General features: G+C 71.2%; 12 protein-coding genes. 7 read left to right on the top strand and 5 right to left on the bottom strand.

Going from position 1 to position 19357, the window contains the following annotated elements; genetic code table 11:
* Positions 1 to 27: 27 nt before the first annotated feature.
* Positions 28 to 2205, bottom strand: a complete 2178-nt coding sequence (gene helR / locus SLINC_RS04665) for an RNA polymerase recycling motor ATPase HelR (RefSeq protein WP_067427148.1) — start codon at positions 2203 to 2205, stop codon at positions 28 to 30.
* A gap of 50 nt (positions 2206 to 2255) precedes the next feature.
* Positions 2256 to 3497 carry a glycosyltransferase gene (locus SLINC_RS04660; RefSeq protein WP_067427145.1) on the bottom strand — a complete coding sequence of 414 codons (1242 nt, stop codon included), beginning with the start codon at positions 3495 to 3497 and terminating at the stop codon, positions 2256 to 2258.
* A gap of 214 nt (positions 3498 to 3711) precedes the next feature.
* Between SLINC_RS04660 and SLINC_RS04655 the strand changes: the two genes are divergently transcribed.
* Together SLINC_RS04655 and SLINC_RS04650 are read left to right on the top strand one after the other, a co-directional pair.
* Positions 3712 to 4488: a hypothetical protein gene (locus SLINC_RS04655; RefSeq protein WP_067427140.1), complete on the top strand. Its 777-nt coding sequence runs from the start codon at positions 3712 to 3714 to the stop codon at positions 4486 to 4488.
* The gene (locus tag SLINC_RS04650) at positions 4488 to 5849 is read left to right on the top strand and encodes an alpha/beta hydrolase (RefSeq protein ID WP_067444984.1); all 1362 of its coding nucleotides are present in this window, start codon (positions 4488 to 4490) and stop codon (positions 5847 to 5849) included. Before SLINC_RS04655 ends, SLINC_RS04650 begins: the two co-directional genes overlap by 1 nt.
* Here the strand turns inward: SLINC_RS04650 and SLINC_RS04645 are convergent.
* The 3 genes from SLINC_RS04645 to SLINC_RS04635 form a co-directional block, all read right to left on the bottom strand.
* Complete coding sequence (locus SLINC_RS04645) at positions 5838 to 7334, bottom strand: family 43 glycosylhydrolase (protein ID WP_067427138.1); 1497 nt, start codon at positions 7332 to 7334, stop codon at positions 5838 to 5840. The two genes, SLINC_RS04650 and SLINC_RS04645, sit on opposite strands and share 12 nt — an antisense overlap.
* On the bottom strand, positions 7331 to 10609 hold the full coding sequence (locus tag SLINC_RS04640; protein WP_067427136.1) for a discoidin domain-containing protein: 3279 nt from the start codon (positions 10607 to 10609) through the stop codon (positions 7331 to 7333). Before SLINC_RS04640 ends, SLINC_RS04645 begins: the two co-directional genes overlap by 4 nt.
* Positions 10610 to 10728: 119 nt before the next feature.
* Positions 10729 to 11757 carry a LacI family DNA-binding transcriptional regulator gene (locus tag SLINC_RS04635; RefSeq protein ID WP_067427133.1) on the bottom strand — a complete coding sequence of 343 codons (1029 nt, stop codon included), beginning with the start codon at positions 11755 to 11757 and terminating at the stop codon, positions 10729 to 10731.
* A 295-nt stretch (positions 11758 to 12052) separates the two neighbouring features.
* On the opposite strand from SLINC_RS04635, the gene SLINC_RS04630 reads away from it, so the two are divergent.
* The 5 genes from SLINC_RS04630 to SLINC_RS04610 all read left to right on the top strand — a co-directional run bounded on the left by SLINC_RS04630 (position 12053) and on the right by SLINC_RS04610 (position 19354).
* Positions 12053 to 13369: an ABC transporter substrate-binding protein gene (locus tag SLINC_RS04630; protein WP_067427130.1), complete on the top strand. Its 1317-nt coding sequence runs from the start codon at positions 12053 to 12055 to the stop codon at positions 13367 to 13369.
* Between the two features lie 66 nt (positions 13370 to 13435).
* Entirely contained in the window at positions 13436 to 14398 is a 963-nt protein-coding gene (locus SLINC_RS04625) for a carbohydrate ABC transporter permease (RefSeq protein WP_067427127.1), read from the top strand.
* A gap of 29 nt (positions 14399 to 14427) precedes the next feature.
* Positions 14428 to 15249 (top strand): carbohydrate ABC transporter permease, encoded by an 822-nt coding sequence (locus SLINC_RS04620; RefSeq protein WP_067427124.1) that lies wholly within the window; start codon positions 14428 to 14430, stop codon positions 15247 to 15249.
* Positions 15250 to 15267: 18 nt separating this feature from the next.
* Positions 15268 to 17151, top strand: coding sequence for a glycoside hydrolase family 127 protein (locus SLINC_RS04615; RefSeq protein ID WP_067444981.1), 1884 nt, complete (start codon positions 15268 to 15270; stop codon positions 17149 to 17151).
* A gap of 61 nt (positions 17152 to 17212) precedes the next feature.
* Positions 17213 to 19354 carry a glycoside hydrolase family 127 protein gene (locus SLINC_RS04610; RefSeq protein ID WP_182449144.1) on the top strand — a complete coding sequence of 714 codons (2142 nt, stop codon included), beginning with the start codon at positions 17213 to 17215 and terminating at the stop codon, positions 19352 to 19354.
* Positions 19355 to 19357: the final 3 nt, after the last annotated feature.

The raw sequence follows: 19357 nt of genomic DNA, 5'->3' as shown, positions 1-19357 counted from the left end.
GAAGGAGGGGCGACCGGCCTGTCCGGATCAGGCGCTGCTGAGGACCACCAGCCGCTGGGTCGCCCGGGTCATCGCGACATAGCGGTCGACCGCACCCTCGATGCCCTCCCCGAAGTCCTCGGGGTCGACGAGGACGACCAGGTCGAACTCCATCCCCTTGGACAGCTCCGGGGTCAGCGACCGCACCCGGGACCTCGTCCGGAAGGCGGGGTCACCGATGACGCAGGCGATCCCGTCGTCGTGCTCGGCGAGCCAGCCGTCGAGCACCGAGTCCAGGTCCGCGGCGGGTCCGTGGAGGACGGGGACACCGCCGCTGCGGATCGAGGTCGGCACGTTGGCGTCCGGGAGCGCGGCCCGGATGACCGGCTCGGCCGCCGCCATGATCTCCTCCGGTGTCCGGTAGTTGACGGTCAGCGAGGCCAGGTCGATCCTGTCGAAGCCGACCCGCTCCAGCCGCTCCCGCCACGACTCCGTGAAGCCGTGCCGCGCCTGGGCGCGGTCCCCGACGATGGTGAAGCTCCGCGAGGGACACCGCAGCAGCAGCATCTGCCACTCCGCGTCGGTCAGTTCCTGCGCTTCGTCCACGACGACATGCGCGAACGGCCCGGCCAGCCGGTCCGGGTCGGCGCCCGCCAGTGCGGTCTCGTCGACCAGGGCGTCGTGGAAGTCCTCGCCGCGCAGCATCGTCACCAGACCCATGCCGTACTCGTCGTCCGCGACCGCGCTCAGGCTCTCCACGACCGTGTTCATACGTTCGCGTTCGGCGGCGACGGCGGCCTCGTTGCGGCGCTTGAGCCGTGCCGCCCCCGGGTCGCCGAGGCGCTGCCGTGCCGCGTCCAGCAGCGGGAGGTCGGACACCGTCCAGGCCTGCGCGTCCGCGCGCTGGAGGCGCTGGACCTCCTCCCGGCTCAGCCAGGGAGCGCACATCCGCAGATAGGCGGGGACCGTCCACAGGTCGGAGACGAGGTCGGCCGCTTCGAGCAGCGGCCAGGCGCGGTTGAAGGCCGTCTGCAGTTCCCGGTTCTGCCGCAGCGACTTGCGCAGCAGCTCGGGCGAGACCTCGCCGTCCTCCGCCGAGGCATCCCCTTCGTGCTTGTCGACCAGGATGGTGAGCAGTTCCTCCCAGACGTGGCCGCGCCCCTCGTTGTGCGGTGTGCCGGGTTCCGCCGCCTCGAACGCCACGGCCCAGTCCGTGGGGCTCAGCGGGATGTCGGACCAGTGGGTGGTGACCGTCATCCCCTTGGCGGGCGGCTCCTCGTAGAACCTGACGGCCTTCTCGATCGCCTTCACCAGGTCCGCGGAGGACTTCAGACGGGCCACCTCCGGGTCGCTCTCGACCTTCGCCGCGGCGCCTTCGGCGACCAGGTCCCGCAGGATGCAGGTCTGCACGCCCTCCTCGCCGAGGCTGGGCAGGACGTCGGAGACATAGGCCAGATAGGGCCGGTGCGGGCCGACGAACAGGACCCCTCCCCGGCGATGGCCCAGGCGGGGGTCGGAATGCAGGAGGTAGGCGGAGCGGTGCAGGGCGACGACGGTCTTGCCGGTGCCCGGACCGCCGTCCACCACGAGCGCGCCGCGGGATCCGGCGCGGATGATGGCGTCCTGGTCGGCCTGGATGGTGCCGAGCACGTCCCGCATCCGGGGGGAGCGGTCGCTGCCCAGGCTGGCGATGAAGGCGGACTGGTCGTCCAGCGAGGCGTGGTGCCCGGCGAAGCCGTCCGGAGTGAACACCTCGTCCCAGTAGTCGCCGATCCGGCCGCCGTTCCAGCGGTACCTGCGGCGGCTCGCCAGCCCCATCGGGTTGGCGTGGGTGGCGCCGAAGAACGGCTCGGCCGCGGGCGAGCGCCAGTCGACCAGCAGCCGGCGCCCCTCGCTGTCCGTCAGGCCGAGACGCCCGACGTACACGGGCTCGGGGTCGTCCGTGCCGACCATGTGGCCGAGGCACAGGTCCAGGCCGAAACGGCGCAGGGTGCGCAGGCGCGAGGTCAGGCGGTGGATCTCGATGTCCCGGTCCATCGCCTCCTGGCCCATGCCGCCCGGCGCCCTGCGCGCGGTGTCGAGGCGGTCGGTCAGCTCGGCGATCGTCTCCTCCAGGCACTCCGCGATGGCGGCGAAGTGCCGCTCGTCGCCGGCGACCAGCGTCGGGTCGGCCTTGGCGGAGAGCCGGTCGGGAAGGGCGAACGCGCTGGTGGTCGGGTGTTTCACGGCATCAGCTCCGGTAAGCGGTCGGGTCGTGGCTCGGCGGTCCCGCGCGTTCACGCGGGGACCGGCGGGCTGTCCCCGCTGATCTCGTCGAGCAGTAGCTTGGCGGCGACCGCCGTCCCGTCGGCGCGCATCGTGCCGGCGACGGCGGCGGCTCGTGTGCGGGCCTGGGGGGTCAGGGCCGTTTCGAGCGCGGCCGACAGGGAGGTGAGGGTGGGGGTCGGACCGTCGTGGGCGGCGCCGATGCCCAGGTCGGCCACCCGGCCGGCCCAGTAGGGCTGGTCCGCCAGCTGGGGCACCACCACCTGGGGTGCACCGGCCCGGGCGGCGGTCGTCGTGGTGCCCGCCCCGCCGTGATGGACGACGGCGGCCACGCGGGAGAACAGTACCTGGTGGTTGGCCTCGCCGACGGCGAAGCAGTCGTCCGCCCCGTCCACCAGTGCCAGCTCGGCCCAGCCCCGGGAGAGCAGGACACGGCGGCCCCGGGCGCGGACCGCCTCGACGACCACCCGGGCGGCGTCCGGCGACGAGTGCAGGGGCATGCTGCCGAAGCCCACGTACACGGGCGGTTCCCCGGCCTCCAGGAACGCCGTCAGGTCGTCGGGGAGCGGTCGGTCGTCGGGCAGGGACCACGCACCGGTCTGGACGACGTCGAGCTCCGGCCGCTCCAGCAGCGGGTCCAGGACCGGATCCGTCGCCACCCACGGCCGCTTGCCGAGGACGTAGTCACGCACCCCGTCCACGGGCGGCAGGCCGATCGAGGCCCGGTTCGTGTTGAGCGCCTCACCGAACAGCGCGTCGATGCTGCGGGCGTCCATGTCCCACAGCACCCGGTGGTCGGTCACCTCGGGCGGCAGCGGGTGACCCGGATACGCCATCGGCCGGTGGTGCGGTGACGGCACGGTGAGCTGCTGGAAGGTCACGGACACGGCGGGGATGCCCAGCTTCTCGGCCACCGACAGAGCCCCGGCCGCGGCCGGGATCATGCCGGTCGCCACCATCGCATCGCACCCCTCGGCCGCCGCGGCGACCGCGTCGAGCTGGGCGGCGATCACCGCCGCCGCGCGCTGGGGCAGGTTCGTCGCCGAGGGCGGCGGCGACCCCTTCGTCAGCACACGCGCCGACGGGCCGACCGCCACCACCGGCACGCCGACACCGGCCAGCCGCCGCGCGAACTCCTCGTCCGACGGCGCGCACACCCGCACCTGTGCGCCGCGCTCCCGCAACGCCACCGCGAGCCCGGCCATCGGTTCGACGTCTCCACGCGACCCGTAGGTCGACAACAGCACACGCACTTCGTGATTCTCCCCGTTTTCGCAGGTTGTGGCTTTGGCCGTTGATTCTGCGGTACGACGGGGGCCTTGCCGCAAGCCCCCCGGTGCGCTATAAGTTGAGAGTGGAAAGGAGCGGGTGACCTCCTTTCCCTTTCTTTTTGTTCTTTTCGCATCCTTTGCCGCGCCGCCACCAACTGCTGTGTGACTCCTGTGGTTGATGTTGCAAACTCTTTCCATGACACGCATGAGGAAGGCCGGCGCCGCGCTGTTAGCAGCAGCGGCCGTGCTGATCGCGATACCCCCCACCGCCTCGGCCTCTCCGGTCCCGCACGGGACGTTCGTACGGGAGAGCTTCGATCGTCTTCCCCTCGGCCCGGTCACCGCGGGCCGCGGCTGGACCACCGACTCCGCCAACGGTTCGCTGAGCGTCGAGCCCAGCGCCACCGGCCACGGCCGCGAACTGCGGCTGCGCACCGAGGGCAACGGCCGGGCCTTCATGGTCCTGTCCGACCTCGCGCCCGCCGGCAACAGCTTCTGGGCCCGGCTGCGGGTGCGCGTGGACCGGTTCCCGACCGCTCCCGACTGGGCGCACTGGACCCTCGCGGAGGCCTCCGGCTCCGACACCCCCACACTGGTACGGCCGTTGGGCGGCCAGTACGTCCCCACCGAGCGGGCCAACTTCCGGGGCGTCGGCTCCGACGGCGGGCCCACCGGCGACTGGACCGCCTGGAAGACCTCCGCTCCTGCCACCGACGGCGCCTGGAAGTGCGTGGAGTTCCACCTCGACGCCACCGACAACCGCGTGACGGTGTATCAGGACGGTGTGGAGGAGCCCGAGTTGACGGTCTCCACGAAGGAACACGGCGGAACCGCCGACGACTTCGTCTTCCCGCGCTTCGACAAGCTCAAGCTGGGCTGGCAGTTGTACCAGGCCGACCCCACCCCCTCGTCGTACGAGATGCACATGGACGACGTGGCGCTGAGCGGCAAGCGGATCGGCGGGTGCGCCTGATGACGGGTGGCCTCTCGCGCCGCTCGGTGCTCGGTGGCATGGCCGGCGGGCTGGCCCTGTCGTCCGTGGCCGGGACGGCATGGAGCCGGGGCGCGGACCACCGGGAGCGGTACGTCCCGCTGGCGGTGGGCACCGGGGGCGGTCCGGCCGGTTCGGACCGCGTGCATGTGCTGAAGGTCGGCCCCGACACGGCCCACACCGTCCTGGTCATGGTGCCGGGCATGTTCGGTGCCGCGAACGACTTCCGGCTGGTCGCCCGGGACCTCGTCGCCGCCCTGCCCGGCGTACAGGTGTGGTCGTTCGACCGGCGTGAGGAGAGCCTCGCCGACCGCGCCGGCTTCGCCGGCGCGGACCCGCTCGGGTACTACCTGGACGGCCGCTACCGCGCGCTGGACCCCGCCGCCTCCGGCTTCGCCGCCGGATGGGGGCTCGCCAGGACGCTGGAGGATCTGCGCACGGTCGTCCGGGCCGCCGCCCGGGGCGGGAGTCGCCGGGTGGTGCTCGGCGGCCACTCCTGGGGCGCCACCACGGCGATGGCGTACGCCGCCTGGGACTTCGACGGCCACCCCGGGTACCGGGACGTGTCCGCCCTCGTCCTGGTCGACGGCGGTGTGCACGGCGCCTTCGACGGGACGGATGCGCCGGTGCAGAACTCGCCGGAGCAGGTGAAGGAGCGGCTCGCGGCCATCGACGGCGGCGCCGTCTTCGACATGACGCTGAGCGGAGTCGGGCTGGGCGACCGGGCGGAGAGCACCCAGATCTGGTACCAGCTCGCGGGCTGGTACGCCCACCGCGACCCGGACGGCCGCTCGGTCCTCCAGCCCCGCATGCCCGAGGCCCTGCGCCCGGCGGTCCCGGTCACCAACGCCGGGCTGCTGGGCGTCCTGGTGGACGCCGGGTTCGGCTGGCCCAACGACATCAGCGTCCACTCGGGACACCTCGCCGACAGCGGCGACGTCCGCGGCTGGGTCGACACCGGCATCACCCCCATCGGTCGTGTCGCCACGGCCTACGCGGGCGGCCCCGAGCCGGCCGTGTGGGAGTGGTACTGGCCGGCCCGGCTGTCGGTGGACCTCGACGTCACCGACCCCTACCAGGACACCGACCTGGCCCGCTCGCTGGGCCTGCGGCTACGGCACGCCGCGGGCCTGGACGTTCCCCTGTACGCCTTCGAGACCAGCTACGCCAAGGGGACGATCGTGTCGGCCGCCCGCGAGGTCGTCGCGAACTCGCGTATCCCGTACGGGGCTTATGAGACGGACAACGGGATGAACCACCTCGACCCGCTGTTCGCCGCCCCGTCGCAGAACACGTTGACCCGCACGCTCGTCCCCTTCCTCAGGGGAGTGCTACTCGCCTGAGGGCGCGGTCAGCGGGACCCCGAGCGCCACCGGGGTGCCGAAGTCCGGAGTGCCGTCGGCATTCCAGGTGAACTTCTGCGCCCTGGTGGAGCGGTTCATGTCGCAGCCGCCGCTCGCCGAGCTGTTGGCGTGGTAGACCATCCAGTCCTCGGTGCCGTCGGGCGACTTGAAGAAGCCGTTGTGACCGGGCCCGTACACGCCGTTGGCGTTGGACCGCTGGAACACCGGGTTCGGCGACTTGACCCAGGAGGAGGAGTTCAGCGGGTCACCGCCGTTGTAGGTGAGCATCCCCAGCTTGTAGTCGGGCGTGGAGCAGTGGCTGGCGGAGTAGACGATGAAGGTCCTCCCGTTCCGCTGGAGCACCTCCGCCCCCTCGTTGACCGCACCGCCCACCGTCTCCCAGCTGTAGGTCGGGGTGGACAGGACGCGGCGGGTGCCGCTCGCGGTCCAGGGGTTCGACAGCGGCCGGATGAACATGGGCTGCGAGCCGTTGTAGAAGGTGCCCAGCAGATAGAGCTGTCCGTTGAGTTGCAGGATGCCCGGGTCCAGCTCCCAGGTGTTGTCCTGGCTCGGGTCGAGCAGGTCCGCCTTGAAGGTGTAGGGGCCCATCGGGTCGAGCCCGGCGCTCTCCAGCACATGGATCCGCTGGGTGCCCAGGTCGAACGGCTCCCGTCCGGCCGTGTAGTAGAAGTACCACCGCTTGCCGTTGGGACCGTCGAGCAGGTGGAACTCCGGGGCCCACATCGTGCCCGCGCCGTTCGGCCGGGTGAGGTTGAAGATCACCTGGTCCGTGGCGGTCGCGAGGCCCGCGAGGGTACTGGCCTTGCGCATGGTGACCGTCGAGTTCCAGGTCGTGGTGGCGAGGTAGTAGAAGCCGTCGTGGTACGTCAGCCAGGGGTCGGGCCCGCGCTGGGAGAGCGGGTTGGTGAAGGTGCCCGGGCTCGTGCCGCCGTCGGTGAAGCCGGGCAGCCGCCACACCCTGCCGTTCGTCGTGGAGCACGGCAGCTGTACCAGGTTGGTGTTGGACGCCGAGGAACCGCCGCTGGGCGTCACGCACTTGCCGGAGCTCACGGAGACCACCTGGAAGGTCCTGTCCGTCCCGGACACCGGGACCGGGACGAGCCGCCAGCGCTGGTTCGTGCCGCCGTGGCACGGCCACTGGATGATCGCCGCGTTGTCCGCCGTGGACGCGCCGGAGACGTCGACGCACTGACCGGACCGGGCGGTGATCGTGTACGTGTCGGCGGCACCCGCGACCGGGGTGAAGCCGAAGTTCTGGTTCGCCCCGGTGGCGCAGGCCAAGGCGCGCAGCTGTGTCCCGTTGGTGGTCGAACCGCCGGGCAGGTCGAGGCAGTTGCCGCCGTTCTGGTTCATCCCGGTCGAGGTGAACGACACGGCCGCGGCAGCGGGTGGAGGCGCCATCAGGAGGGCGACCGCCATGGTGAGGGAGGCCAGGAGCGCGGAGAGCCATCGGGAACGAGTCACGGGCCGTACACCTTCGCTTCGAGGAGACCGACGGACTGGGTGCCGTTGCCGGTGAGCAGCACCCGCAGCCGTGTGGTGGTCGTGGCGGTGAACGTGACGGCGTTGTACTGGTTCCTGGCCAGGGGGTAGGCGCTCGCCCCCGGCACGTCGACGTAGGCGCCGCCGTTCCAGTACTGGAGTTTCCAGGAGGCGGGCATGTCGATGCCCTGGTCGTCGTCGAAGAAGTACACCTCGGCCCTGTTGAAGGTCTTCGCGGCCGGCCAGGTCAGCTCGGCCCACTGCTGGCCCGTCTCCGGCCAGGTGCCCCAGCGCGGATTCACCGTGTCGTTGGACGAGGGCGGGTCGATGCCGTCGTTGACCGCGGCGACGGACTCCCAGGCGGAGGTGTGGGACGCGGAGGCCGTGGCCGAGGACGCGTGGTTGGCTGGTGGCTGGACGCCGCCCCGGTTGAACACCTTCAGCTCGGTCAGGCCCGTCTTCGCGCCGGAGGCGTTGGTGGCCAGGACCCGGACGCGCTGGGCGGTGACGGCGGGGAACCGCACCAGGTTGTAGTTGGCCCGTGGCGCGGCCGGGCTCTTGGTCTGGCCGGGCACGTCCACCCAGGAACTGCCGTTGTAGGACTGGACGGTGTACGCGGACGGCGCCCGGTAGGTGCCGCCGGCCGGCCGGCTGTCCTTGAAGTACAGGCGCACCTCGTTGAGCGTGCGGGCCGTGCCGAAGTTCAGCTCGTACCAGTCCTGGCTGTTGGGGGAGCCGCCGGCGCCCCAGAAGGGCTCGTTGGTGGGATAGCCGTCGACGGCGCCGGAGACGGCGCTGCCGGACCCGGTGTGGGAGGCGGAGGCGGTCGCCCCGGAGGCGAGGTTGGTCAGGTCGGCGGTCAGGTCGACACCGGCCTTGGCGAGCATGTCGACCATCCGGGGACTGTCCTGGACGACCTGCTGGGGGGCTTTGAGACCGGGGGCGGCCGTGTGGTGCGTGACCGTGCCGCCGGTGGTCACCTCACCGGTGGCCGGGTCCCAGGTGAGGGGCACCAGGGAGGAGACGGTGGCGACCCGGTTGCCGTTGACGTAGACCGAGTAGCCCTCCGGGACGCCCGGGTAGCGGACCACGCCGTCGGCGGGGTCGTCCCAGACGACCGACAGGTCGGCGCCCCGGTAGCGGAGGTTGTTGACGGTGAAGTGCGACCAGCCGATGTCGATGGGGGAGAGCTCCACCTTGGCGTCGTTGCGGGGCCGCAGGCCGGCGACGTCCTCGATGACGGTCCAGTTGCTGCTGCCCAGGATGTTGTGGTGGATCCAGGAACGGTAGTTGATCGAGCTGCCGTTCCAGTCGGCCCAGAACTCGTTGGCGTCGGGCCACTGGGTGTTGCCGCCGACGTACTGCGCCCAGGTGTTCCAGTACAGGAGCTTCTTGTAGTCGGTCGCGTTCATCCAGGAGTTGGGGTAGTTGCGCAGCACCGAGGAGTAGAGCCGGAACTGGACGGTGGAGTTGATGGTGGAGAAGTTGTTGGAGCCGGGCTCCCCGGCCTCGGCCGCCGCCTTCTTGTCGACCTGGTTGGCCGTGTAGAAGGGGAAGATCGGGTACTGGGCCGGGTCGTCGTACAGGCGCAGGGCCTGCTTGTAGGCAGCGGTGTCGGGGACCGCGCCGACCGAGAACGGGTAGTAGTTGTTGATCTCCTTCCAGGGCACCCACTCGTTGGTCGACTTCAGCCGGTGCTCGAACAGCTGCCGGTTCGGGTTCCACAGCACGTTGACGATGGCGTCCTTGATCTGCCCCGCGAGCGTGCGCAGCTCGGCGGCCTTGGCCGTGTTGCCGCTCGCCTCGTAGGCCTGCGCGGCGGCGAGCGCCCCGCTGTACTGGTAGGCGGACTCGGCGCGGTCCATCCGGCCGGGCTTCCAGTGGAAGGACACCGCGTCGGCGTCGTTGCCGGTCAGCGCGCCCCAGTCGTACTCGATGAGCTTGTTGTCGTCGGTGTCGTAGTGGGCGAGCTGGCCCTTGACGTCGCCCTCCGCGTAGCGGGCGAGGCTCGCGGCGATGGCCGGCTGGCCGCCGTGGATCTGGTAGCTCTTCCAGGCCGCCTCGGCGATGTACTGCGTGTAGCTGTTGGACCAGTTCTCCGGGTCGCCCGGGTTGTCGAGGAAGCGGCCGCCCTTGGACGTCTGGCCGACGCTCAGCCAGTCGCCGTACGCGTAGGCCGGGTTCCGCAGGTACTTCAGGTCGTCGATGTGCATCGGCTGGGTGAGGGCGATCGCGTTGTTGTAGCCGAGGACGCCTTCCGTCGAAGTCGGGAACTGGAAGGTCTGCCCGGGGATGTCCGCGTCGAGGCTGTTGAAGCGCATCAGCCACCAGCGGTAGTAGATGTTCTTCTTGATCGCGGGCTCGGGCACGTCGATGTAGGGCACGTTCTGCGCCCACCACAGGTTGTAGGCCCTGACATGGGTGGCGAAGGCGGTCGCGGGGGAGTGGCCGGCGTAGGCGGTGTACTCGGTGAGCGACTCGGGGATCTCGTCGGTGACGAAGCCCATCACGACCTTGGTGGTCACCGTCGCTCCGGCCGGGATCGTCACCGAGCGGCCGAGGCCGCCGTTCGCGGCGGTGAATCCCTCGCCCGTCAGGCGCGGCCGGATCGTGGTGAGGTTGTTGTAGGCGTTGACCTGCCCGGTCAGCTCACTGCCGGTGCCCGTCGTGGCGTACGGCGAGGTCGCCCGCAGTTGCAGGGTCGTCGGGCTGCTGCCGGAGTTCCTGATCGACAGGTTCGTCACGGCCACGTTGTTGTCGGTGATGAACTTGGTCTGCTCGACCGTGACCGAACCGCCGGTGTGCACGCTCTTCCAGTGACTGGGCGTCTGGCGGCGCTGGGCGACCAGTTCGGTGAAGGTGCCCGGGGTGATCGCGACGGTGTAGGCGCTGTTGTCGTCGATGCTCTCCCAGTAGGCGGCCTTTCCGGCGAAACCCAGCCGGGCGGGGTCGTGCTCCTTCATGAACAGCGCGCGGCCCCGGCTCATCAGCCAGGGACCGGCCGGGTCGTTGCCGGAGCGGGCCAGCAGACGGTCCATCCAGAAGTCGGTGCCCGAGCTCTCGGCGTCGTAGATGCTGCGCATCATGTCGCCGGTGGTGTGGGCGACGGGCGGTGCCGGGACCGCGGGGCCGCTGAAGGCGGGGAAGCCGATCGTCTGCGCCGCGTGGGCCGGCGGAGCGGCGAAGACGGAACAGACGAGAAGCGCCAGGGCGACAAGGAGGCGGTGCAGGACGGTCTCTGTTGTTCGTCTTCGCATCGGAGGCTCCCCTTTGCTGAAACGACCTAAAAGGTTTTCGCAACGTAGGAGCGAGCTGATGGAGTGTCAAGAGAGCCGGGTGAGGCCCGAGTTCGCCGACCGAACGGTTCAGGACAGGTTCACGACAAAGGGGCCGTCGAGCCCCGGATCACCACACGGCAGGGCAGCGCCTCGACGCCCGAACGCGTGGCACCGCCGATCGCGCCGAACAGCGCCTGCGCCGCCGCCCGCCCGACCTGCTCCAGATTCATGTCGACGCTGGTCAGCCGCGGACGCGAACCGGAGGTCAGCACCTGCCAGTTGTCGAAGCCCATGACCGACACGTCCTCCGGCACCCGCAGGCCGCGCTCGCGCAGGACGTCCATGACACCGCGCGCGATCTGATCGCTGCCGCACAACACCGCGTCCACGTCCGGGTGCTGGTCGAGCAGCAGGGCCGTGGACGCCCGCCCCCAGCCCTCCGACCAGGCGCCGAACCGCGGTTCGCCGACCAGGGCGAGTCCGGCGTCGGCGAGCGCGGCCCGGGCCCCCTCGGCCCGCTCCCGCGCGGCCAGATACCCGGGATCGCCGGTGATGTGCGCGATCCGGGTGCGGCCGCAGGCCAGCAGGTGGCCGACCGCGATCCGGCCCGCGTCCACGCTGTCCGGGACGATGGACAGATCGGCCGGATCGTCCGAGGGCGCGTACGCGTAGACGACGGGAACGGCCAGGTCGCGGCCCAGCGTCGGACGCGGGTCGGTGCGGCTGCCCACGACGATCAGGCCGTCCACCCGGCGCCCCAGCAGCGCGCGCACATGGTGCTGCTCACGGATGGAGTCCCCGCGGGCGTCGCAGAGGAACACGGCGACCTCGCCGGCCCCGAAAGCGTCCTCGGCGCCCATCAGTATCGGGATGCTGAACCGGCCCTCCAGGTCGCTGGTGAGCAGCCCGACCGTGCCGGTCCGCCCGGCCAGCAGCCCGCGGGCCAGCTGGTTCGGCCGGAACGACAGCCGCTCGGCCGCCTCGATCACGCGCTGCCGGGTCTCGGCGCGCACCTGGCTGCGGCCGTTGAGCGCCTTGGACGCGGTGGCGATGGACACGCCCGCCAGCCGGGCGACGTCGTTGAGGGTGGCGGGCTGCGGACGGGAGGGGTCGGCGGTCTGGGTCACGGGTGATCTCCTGTCTCGCGTGCGCAGGCGGAGGCCGTCGAGGGTGGCACGTCGCGCGTAAAACCGTACGCGACATGTTTCGGTCCAGGTGGGGACCGGCGGTTTCCACGGGTTTTCGCGGGCGCCCTGAACCCGTTCCGTGCAAGGGGATTGACGGGCTGTGAGGCGGGTCCTAGCTTTCTGAAAGCCTTTTCGGTTCATCGCGTCCTTCGCCTCACGGAGTTCAGTGCCACCACGTCCGTCGTCCCGACCGGTCGGCCTGCTCACGGCCCGCCGCCACACGAGGGGGATCGCCATGGGGAGCACGGCCGGACCAGCAGGAACCGCGCACCGCCTGGTCACCGGTGCCATCGCGCTGCTCGCCGCCACGACTCTCGTCACGGCCTGCGGCTCGGGAGCCGGCGGCTCCGACGACGGAGGAGGAGGGGACGGGACGAGCGCCGGGGGAGTCGACGACGGCGCCACCCTGACGATGTGGACACGCGCGGCGACCCGGCCGCAGAGCGAGGCCCTGGTCGAGGCGTACAACGCGGCCCACAAGAACAAGATCGAGCTGACCGTCGTCCCCACCGACGACTACCAGGCCAAGGTCGGCGCCGCGGCCGGCTCCAAGGACCTGCCCGACCTCTTCGCCTCCGACGTGGTGTTCGTCCCCAACTACACCTCCAGCGGCCTCTTCGCCGACCTCACCGAACGCCTCGACGCCCTGCCCTTCGCCGACAAGCTCGCCCAGTCGCACATCAAGGCCGGCACCTACGAGGACAAGAAGTACGTCGTCCCGCACACCCTGGACCTGTCGGTGCTCTTCTACAACAAGGACCTCTACAAGAAGGCCGGGCTCGACCCGGAGAAGCCGCCCGCCACCCTGGCCGAGTGGGACCGGCAGGCCCGGGCCGTGGACGCGCTCGGCGGCGGGGTGAACGGCACCTTCTTCGGCGGGAACTGCGGCGGCTGCGGGGTCTTCACCTGGTGGCCGTCCGTCTGGGCCGCGGGGGACGACGTACTGAACGAGGACGGGACCGGGGCACAGCTCGCCTCCGCCACCGCGAAGAAGGTCTACGACACCTACCGCGGCTGGGTGAAGGACGACATCGTGGCCCCCGGCGCACGCGACGAGACCGGCGTGACCTGGACCGGCGTGTTCCCCAAGGGCAAGGTCGGTGTGATGCCCATGCCGTCGACCACCCTGGGGCTGATGCCCAAGGGCCTCGACCTCGGCGTCGCCCCCATCCCCGGACCCGACGGCGGGAAGTCGACCTTCGTAGGCGGCGACGCCATCGGGATCTCCGCCACCAGCGACAAGGCCGACCAGGCCTGGAACTTCCTCGCCTGGTCCGTGGGCGACAAGGCCCAGGTGGACGTGGTCGCCGCGCACAAGGACGTGGTGGCCCGCACCGACCTCGCCTCCAACAAGCACTCCGAGGCGGACCCGCGGCTGGTCACGATCAACGAACTCGTCGCCGAGGGGCGTACCCCGTACGCGATGAAGTTCGGCCAGACCTTCAACGACCCCAACGGGCCCTGGCTGACCCTGATGCGCGACGCCGTCTTCGGCGACGGCGCCTCCGTCGACAAGAACAACGACGCGGTCACCGCCTCCCTGGCCGACTGAGCACACCGCCCGCCCGCGTTCGTCCGGCCACGCCCACCGCCCATGTTCGTACGGCAGAGGAGGACCATGCAGGTGAAGGCCCCGGACCGGGCGGCCGCCGAGCACCCGGTCCGGCCGGACACCCCCGATCGCCGGCCCCGCACGCCCACCCTCCTGCGGCGCTCCCGCACCCTCCAGGGCATGGCCTACGCCGCGCCCACGGCCGTGTTCGTCGCCGTCTTCTTCCTGCTGCCGCTGCTGCTCGTCGGCCAGATGTCGCTCAGCGACTGGCCGTTGCTCGCCGGGGACCGGGGCGGCAACGCGCCCGAGAACTACACCGACGCCACCGACAGCACCCTGTTCTGGCCCGCCGTCCGCTTCACCCTCCTGTACACCGTGCTCGTCACGGTCGTCCTGCTCGGCCTGGCGCTCCTGCTCGCCCTGCTGGTGCAGGAGTCCCGCCCCGGTGCCGGCTTCTTCCGTACGGTCTACTTCCTGCCCGGCGCGCTCGGGCTCGCCTCCGCCTCCCTGCTGTTCTGGGGCCTGTACAGCCCCTCCACCGGCCCTCTCAGCCGCACCCTGGAGAGACTCGGCCTCGTCGACGACCCGGTGTCCTTCCTCGGCACGCCGACCGCGGCCCTGCTGTCGACGGTGTTCCTCGTGGTCTGGAAGTTCGCCGGCTTCTACATGCTGATCCTGCTCGTGGGCCTCCAGCGCATCCCGCACGAGGTGTACGAGGCGGCGCGGATGGACGGCGCGAGCCCCGGCCAGGTCTTTCGCTCCATCACCCTCCCGCTGCTGCGGCCCTCCCTCGCCCTGTCCCTGCTGTTGTGCGTGACCGGATCGCTGCTCGCGTTCGACCAGTTCTTCGTCCTCACCAAGGGCGGACCCGACAACAGCACCGTCACCGTCGTGCAGTTGATCTACCGCGAGGCGTTCCAGCGGCTGAACCTCGGCACCGCCGCGGCCCTGTCGATCATCGTGCTGGCCGCGCTGCTCCTGCTCAACGTCCTTCAGTTCCGCGGCCTGCGGCACGCGGACGAGTCGTGACACCCGCCTCCAGGAGAAGGGACACCCCGGTGCTCACCCGTGCCCTCGGCCGGACGCCCCACTACGTCGTCGCCTCAGGACTGGCCGTCATCTTCCTGTTCCCGCTGCTGTGGAACACCTGGGCCTCCTTCAGCGCCCAGCCCGGCACCGCCCAGGAGTCCGGCTACGGCTTCGGCAACTACCGCACCCTGCTGGACTACGACGCCGGTCTGTGGCGCTACCTCCTCAACAGCACCGTCGTCTCGGGACTCACCGTCGTCCTCACCCTCGGCGTGTCCCTCCTCGGCGGCTACGCCTTCGCCCGCTTCCGCTTCCCCGGCAAGAACCTGCTGTTTCTGCTGACCCTGGCCATCCTGATGGTCCCGTACGCCACGCTCCTCATCCCGCTCTACGTGCTGCTGGGCAGACTCCACCTCCAGAACTCGCTGATCGGGCTGAGCCTGGTGCTGGCCATGTTCCAGCTGCCGTTCGCCACCTTCATGATGCGGATCTCCTTCGAGGCGGTACCGCGCGAACTGGAGGAGTCCGCGCTCGTCGACGGCTGCGGCACGGCCGGCGCCCTGCGCCGCGTCCTCCTCCCGGCGGTACGCCCGGGCCTGATCACCGTCGGCCTCTTCGCCTTCCTCGCCGCCTGGAACGACTTCATCGCGCCCCTGATCCTCATCTCCGACAGCGAGAAGGCACCCCTGCCGCTGGCCGTGGCGAACCTGCGGCAGCAGAGCATGGGCGCCGTCGACTACGGGGCCACCGAGGCGGGCGTGGTGGTCCTCGCCGTGCCCTGTCTGCTGCTCTTCCTGCTCCTGCAACGGCACTACGTACGAGGCTTCATGTCGGGCGCGCTGAAGGGATGATGCGTGAAGGAGAACATCATGGGGTCACCCGTCGTGCCCGTCGCGCCGAGCCGTGGCCGGCTCCGGCCGCTCGGCCTCGACGAGGTCCGCGTCACCGGCGGATTCTGGGCGCGGCGCCGACACGTCAACGCCACCGTCTCCCTCGACCACTGCCGTGACTGGATGGAACGCGTCGGCTGGCTCGGCAACTTCGGATCGGCCGTCGAGGCCCGCCGCGGCCGGGAGTTCGCAGACTCGGACGTCTACAAGCTGCTGGAGGCCATGAGCTGGGACGGCGAGTACGACGTCCCCGCTCCCCTCGTCGAGGCCATCGCCTCCTTCCAGGAACCCGACGGCTACCTCAACACCGCCTTCGGCCGCCCCGGCCAGCAGCCCCGCTACAGCGACCTCGCATGGGGCCACGAGCTCTACTGCTACGGCCACCTCATCCAGGCGGGTGTGGCCCAGATCCGTGCCCGCGGCGAGGGAGAACTGGCCAAGGTCGCCCGCAGGGCCGCCGACCACGTGTGCGCCACCTTCGGTCCGGGCGGCATCGAAGGCGTCTGCGGGCACCCCGAGATCGAGACGGCCCTGGTCGAACTGGCCCGTGCCACGGGCGAACAGCGCTACCTCGACCAGGCCGCCCTGTTCGTGGACCGCCGCGGCCACGGCACCCTCGCCGACCCCGAGTTCGGCCGCGCCTACTACCAGGACGACCTCCCCGTACGGCAGGCCACCGTCCTGCGCGGCCACGCCGTCCGCGCCCTCTACCTCGCCGCCGGTGCCGTGGACGTGGCGGTGGAGACCGGCGACGAGGAGCTGCTCGCCGCGGTCGTGCGCCAGTGGGAGCGGACGGTCGCCCGCCGCACCTATCTCACCGGCGGCATGGGCTCGCACCACCGCGACGAGTCCTTCGGCGACGACTACGTCCTGCCCCCGGACCGGGCCTACTCGGAGACCTGCGCCTCCGTCGCCTCCGTGATGCTCAGCTGGCGCCTGCTCCTCGCCACCGGCGAGCCCCGTTTCGCCGACCTCGCCGAACGCACCCTGTTCAACGTCGTCGCCACCTCCCCGTCCGACGACGGCCGCTCCTTCTTCTACGCCAACACCCTGCACCGGCGCCGCCGCGGCACCCTTCCTCCCGCCGACGCCGAGAGCCCGCGCGCCGAATCGAGCCTGCGCGCCCCCTGGTTCGCGGTCTCCTGCTGCCCGACCAACGTGGCCCGCACCCTGGCGCTGCTGCCGGGCTACCTGGCGACGGCCGACGACCAGGGACTCCAACTGCACCAGTACGCCGACGCGGAGATCACCACCGGCGGCATCGCCCTGCGCGTCGGCACCGACTACCCCTCGCACGGGCGCGTGACGGTACGGATCGACCGCACCCCGGACCACCCGTGGACCCTGTCGCTGCGGATCCCCGCCTGGGCACAGGGGGACACCGCTCTGCTGACCGACCCCGACGGGGCCCGCCGCGCCGTCCATCCGGGCACCGCCGAGATCACCCGCCATTTCCGGCCCGGTGACGAGATCCGGCTCGATCTGCCGGTGTCCCCGCGCTGGATCGCGCCCGACCCGCGCATCGACGCGGTGCGCGGCACGGTCGCCGTGCAGCGCGGACCGCTGGTGTACTGCTCCGAGTCCGTGGACCTGCCGGGCGGACGGGACGTCGACGCCGTACGGGTCGATCCCTCCGTCGAACCCGCCGACGGCCCGGACGACACCGTTGTCGCCCCGGGCGAACTCGCCGCGCCGGGCGCACCGCACGACGCCCCCTGGCCCTACGGGCCGGTCGACCCGGCCGCCCCTCCCGCCGGCGAGCGCTCGGGCATCGTCCTGGTGCCCTACCACTCCTGGGCCAACCGCGGACCCTCGACCATGCGCGTATGGCTGCCGACGACCGACCCGCGAGGCCGGTCGTGAACGGTCCGCCTCCGCGCCGCGCCACCCCTGCCCGCCGACGACCGACGATCGGAGTACGCGCGTGTCCCAACCTCCCACCCGACGCCGTCTGTTGAGCCTCGCCGCCGGAACAGCGGCCGCCGTCCCCCTGGTCCACGCGGCGACGCCGGCCCACGCGGCACCCGCCACCGCCCCGGCCGCCGCCACCCCCACCGAGGCGCCGGACTGGGCCGTCCACCCCTTCGCCCTCCACCAAGTGACCCTGGGCGACGGCGTGTTCCGCCGCAAGCGCGATCTCATGCTCGACTATGCCCGCACCTACCCGGCCGACCGCATCCTGGCCGTCTTCCGGGCCAACGCCGGACTCGACACCCGAGGAGCCCGGCCGCCCGGCGGATGGGAGACCTCCGACGGCAACCTGCGCGGCCACTACGGCGGCCACTTCCTCACCCTCGTCGCCCAGGCGTACGCCGACACACGGGAGCCGGCCCTCAAGTCCAAGCTCGATCACCTCGTCGGCGCCCTCGGCGAATGCCAGCAGGCCCTCGCCGAGCACGGCACCCCGAGACCGAGCCACCCCGGCTATCTGGCGGCCTATCCCGAGACGCAGTTCATCCTGCTGGAGAGCTACACGACCTACCCCACCATCTGGGCGCCGTACTACACCTGCCACAAGATCATGCGCGGCCTTCTCGACGCGCACGCGCTGGCCGGGAACCAGCAGGCACTTCAGATCGCCTCCCGCATGGGCGACTGGGTGCACAGCAGACTCGGGCACCTCCCGCGGGCGCAGCTGGAGCGCATGTGGTCGATCTACATAGCCGGTGAGTACGGCGGCATGAACGAGGTGATGGCGGACCTGCACACCCTCACCGGCAAGGCCGAGCACCTCTCCGCCGCCCGCTGCTTCGACAACACCGCGCTGCTGGCCGCCTGCGCCGAGAACCGCGACATCCTGGACGGCCGGCACGCCAACCAGCACATCCCGCAGTTCACCGGCTATCTGCGGATGTTCGACCAGACAGGCGAGGAGCGGTACGCCACCGCCGCCCGCAACTTCTGGGGCATGGTCGTGGGCCCGCGCACCTACAGCCTGGGCGGCACCGGGCAGGGGGAGATGTTCCGGGCCCGGGGGGCCGTCGCGGCCACCGTGGACGACAAGAACGCCGAGACCTGCGCGACGTACAACATGCTGAAGCTGAGCCGGCAGCTGTTCTTCCGCGAGCCCGACCCCGCGTACATGGACTACTACGAACGCGGCCTGACCAACCACATCCTCGCCTCCCGCCGGGACACCGCCAGTACCGGCAGCCCGGAGGTCACCTACTTCGTCGGCATGGGGCCCGGGGTCCTGCGCGAGTACGGCAACACCGGCACCTGCTGCGGCGGAACCGGCATGGAGAGCCACACCAAGTACCAGGACTCGGTCTACTTCCGCTCCGCCGACGGCAGCGCCCTGTACGTCAACCTCTACCTCGCCTCGACACTGCGCTGGCCCGAGCGGGGGTTCGTCGTCGAGCAGACGAGCGGCTTCCCGGCCGAGGGCGTCCGCACCCTCACCGTCCGGGAGGGCAGCGGCCCGCTCGACCTCAAGCTGCGCATACCGTCCTGGGCCACGGCAGGCGTGATCGTCACGGTCAACGGCGTCCGGCATCCGGCCGAGGCGGTGCCCGGCAGCTATCTCACGATCGGCAGACAGTGGCGCCCCGGCGACCGGGTCCGCGTCTCGATGCCGTACCGGCTCCGGATCGAACGGACACCGGACGACCCTTCTGTCCAGTCGGTGTTCCACGGGCCCGTGCTGCTGGTCGCCCGGAGCCCGGAGCAGGGGTTCCGCGCGTTCTCCTTCTACAAGGACTTCACCCTGCGCGGCGACCTCACCGGCGCGATCAGACCCGAGGGCCGGCCCCTGTACTTCACCACGCACGGACTGACCCTCGCGCCGTTCTTCGTCGCGGACGACACCCGCTACCACGCCTACTTCCGGCGCTCCGAACCCGTCGTGGTGTTCGGCAGGGCCGACTCGGGCGTCCCCAACCGCGCCCGCGGCGACGGCCTGACCTTCCTCGACGTCCTCTGGGACCAGGCGCCCTTCGCCACGGCCGGACGGTTCGTGGAGGCGGTGCGCGCCCTCGCCGACACCTGGCTGTCCGCGGGGCTGTTCACCCGGACCGAGCGGGACGCGGTCGTCGCCGCCGCGGTCCGGGCGGACCTCAGGAACTGAAGG

Source organism: Streptomyces lincolnensis (assembly GCF_001685355.1).
Taxonomy (GTDB): domain Bacteria; phylum Actinomycetota; class Actinomycetes; order Streptomycetales; family Streptomycetaceae; genus Streptomyces; species Streptomyces lincolnensis.
This window is presented reverse-complemented; position numbering and strand designations above follow the sequence as displayed.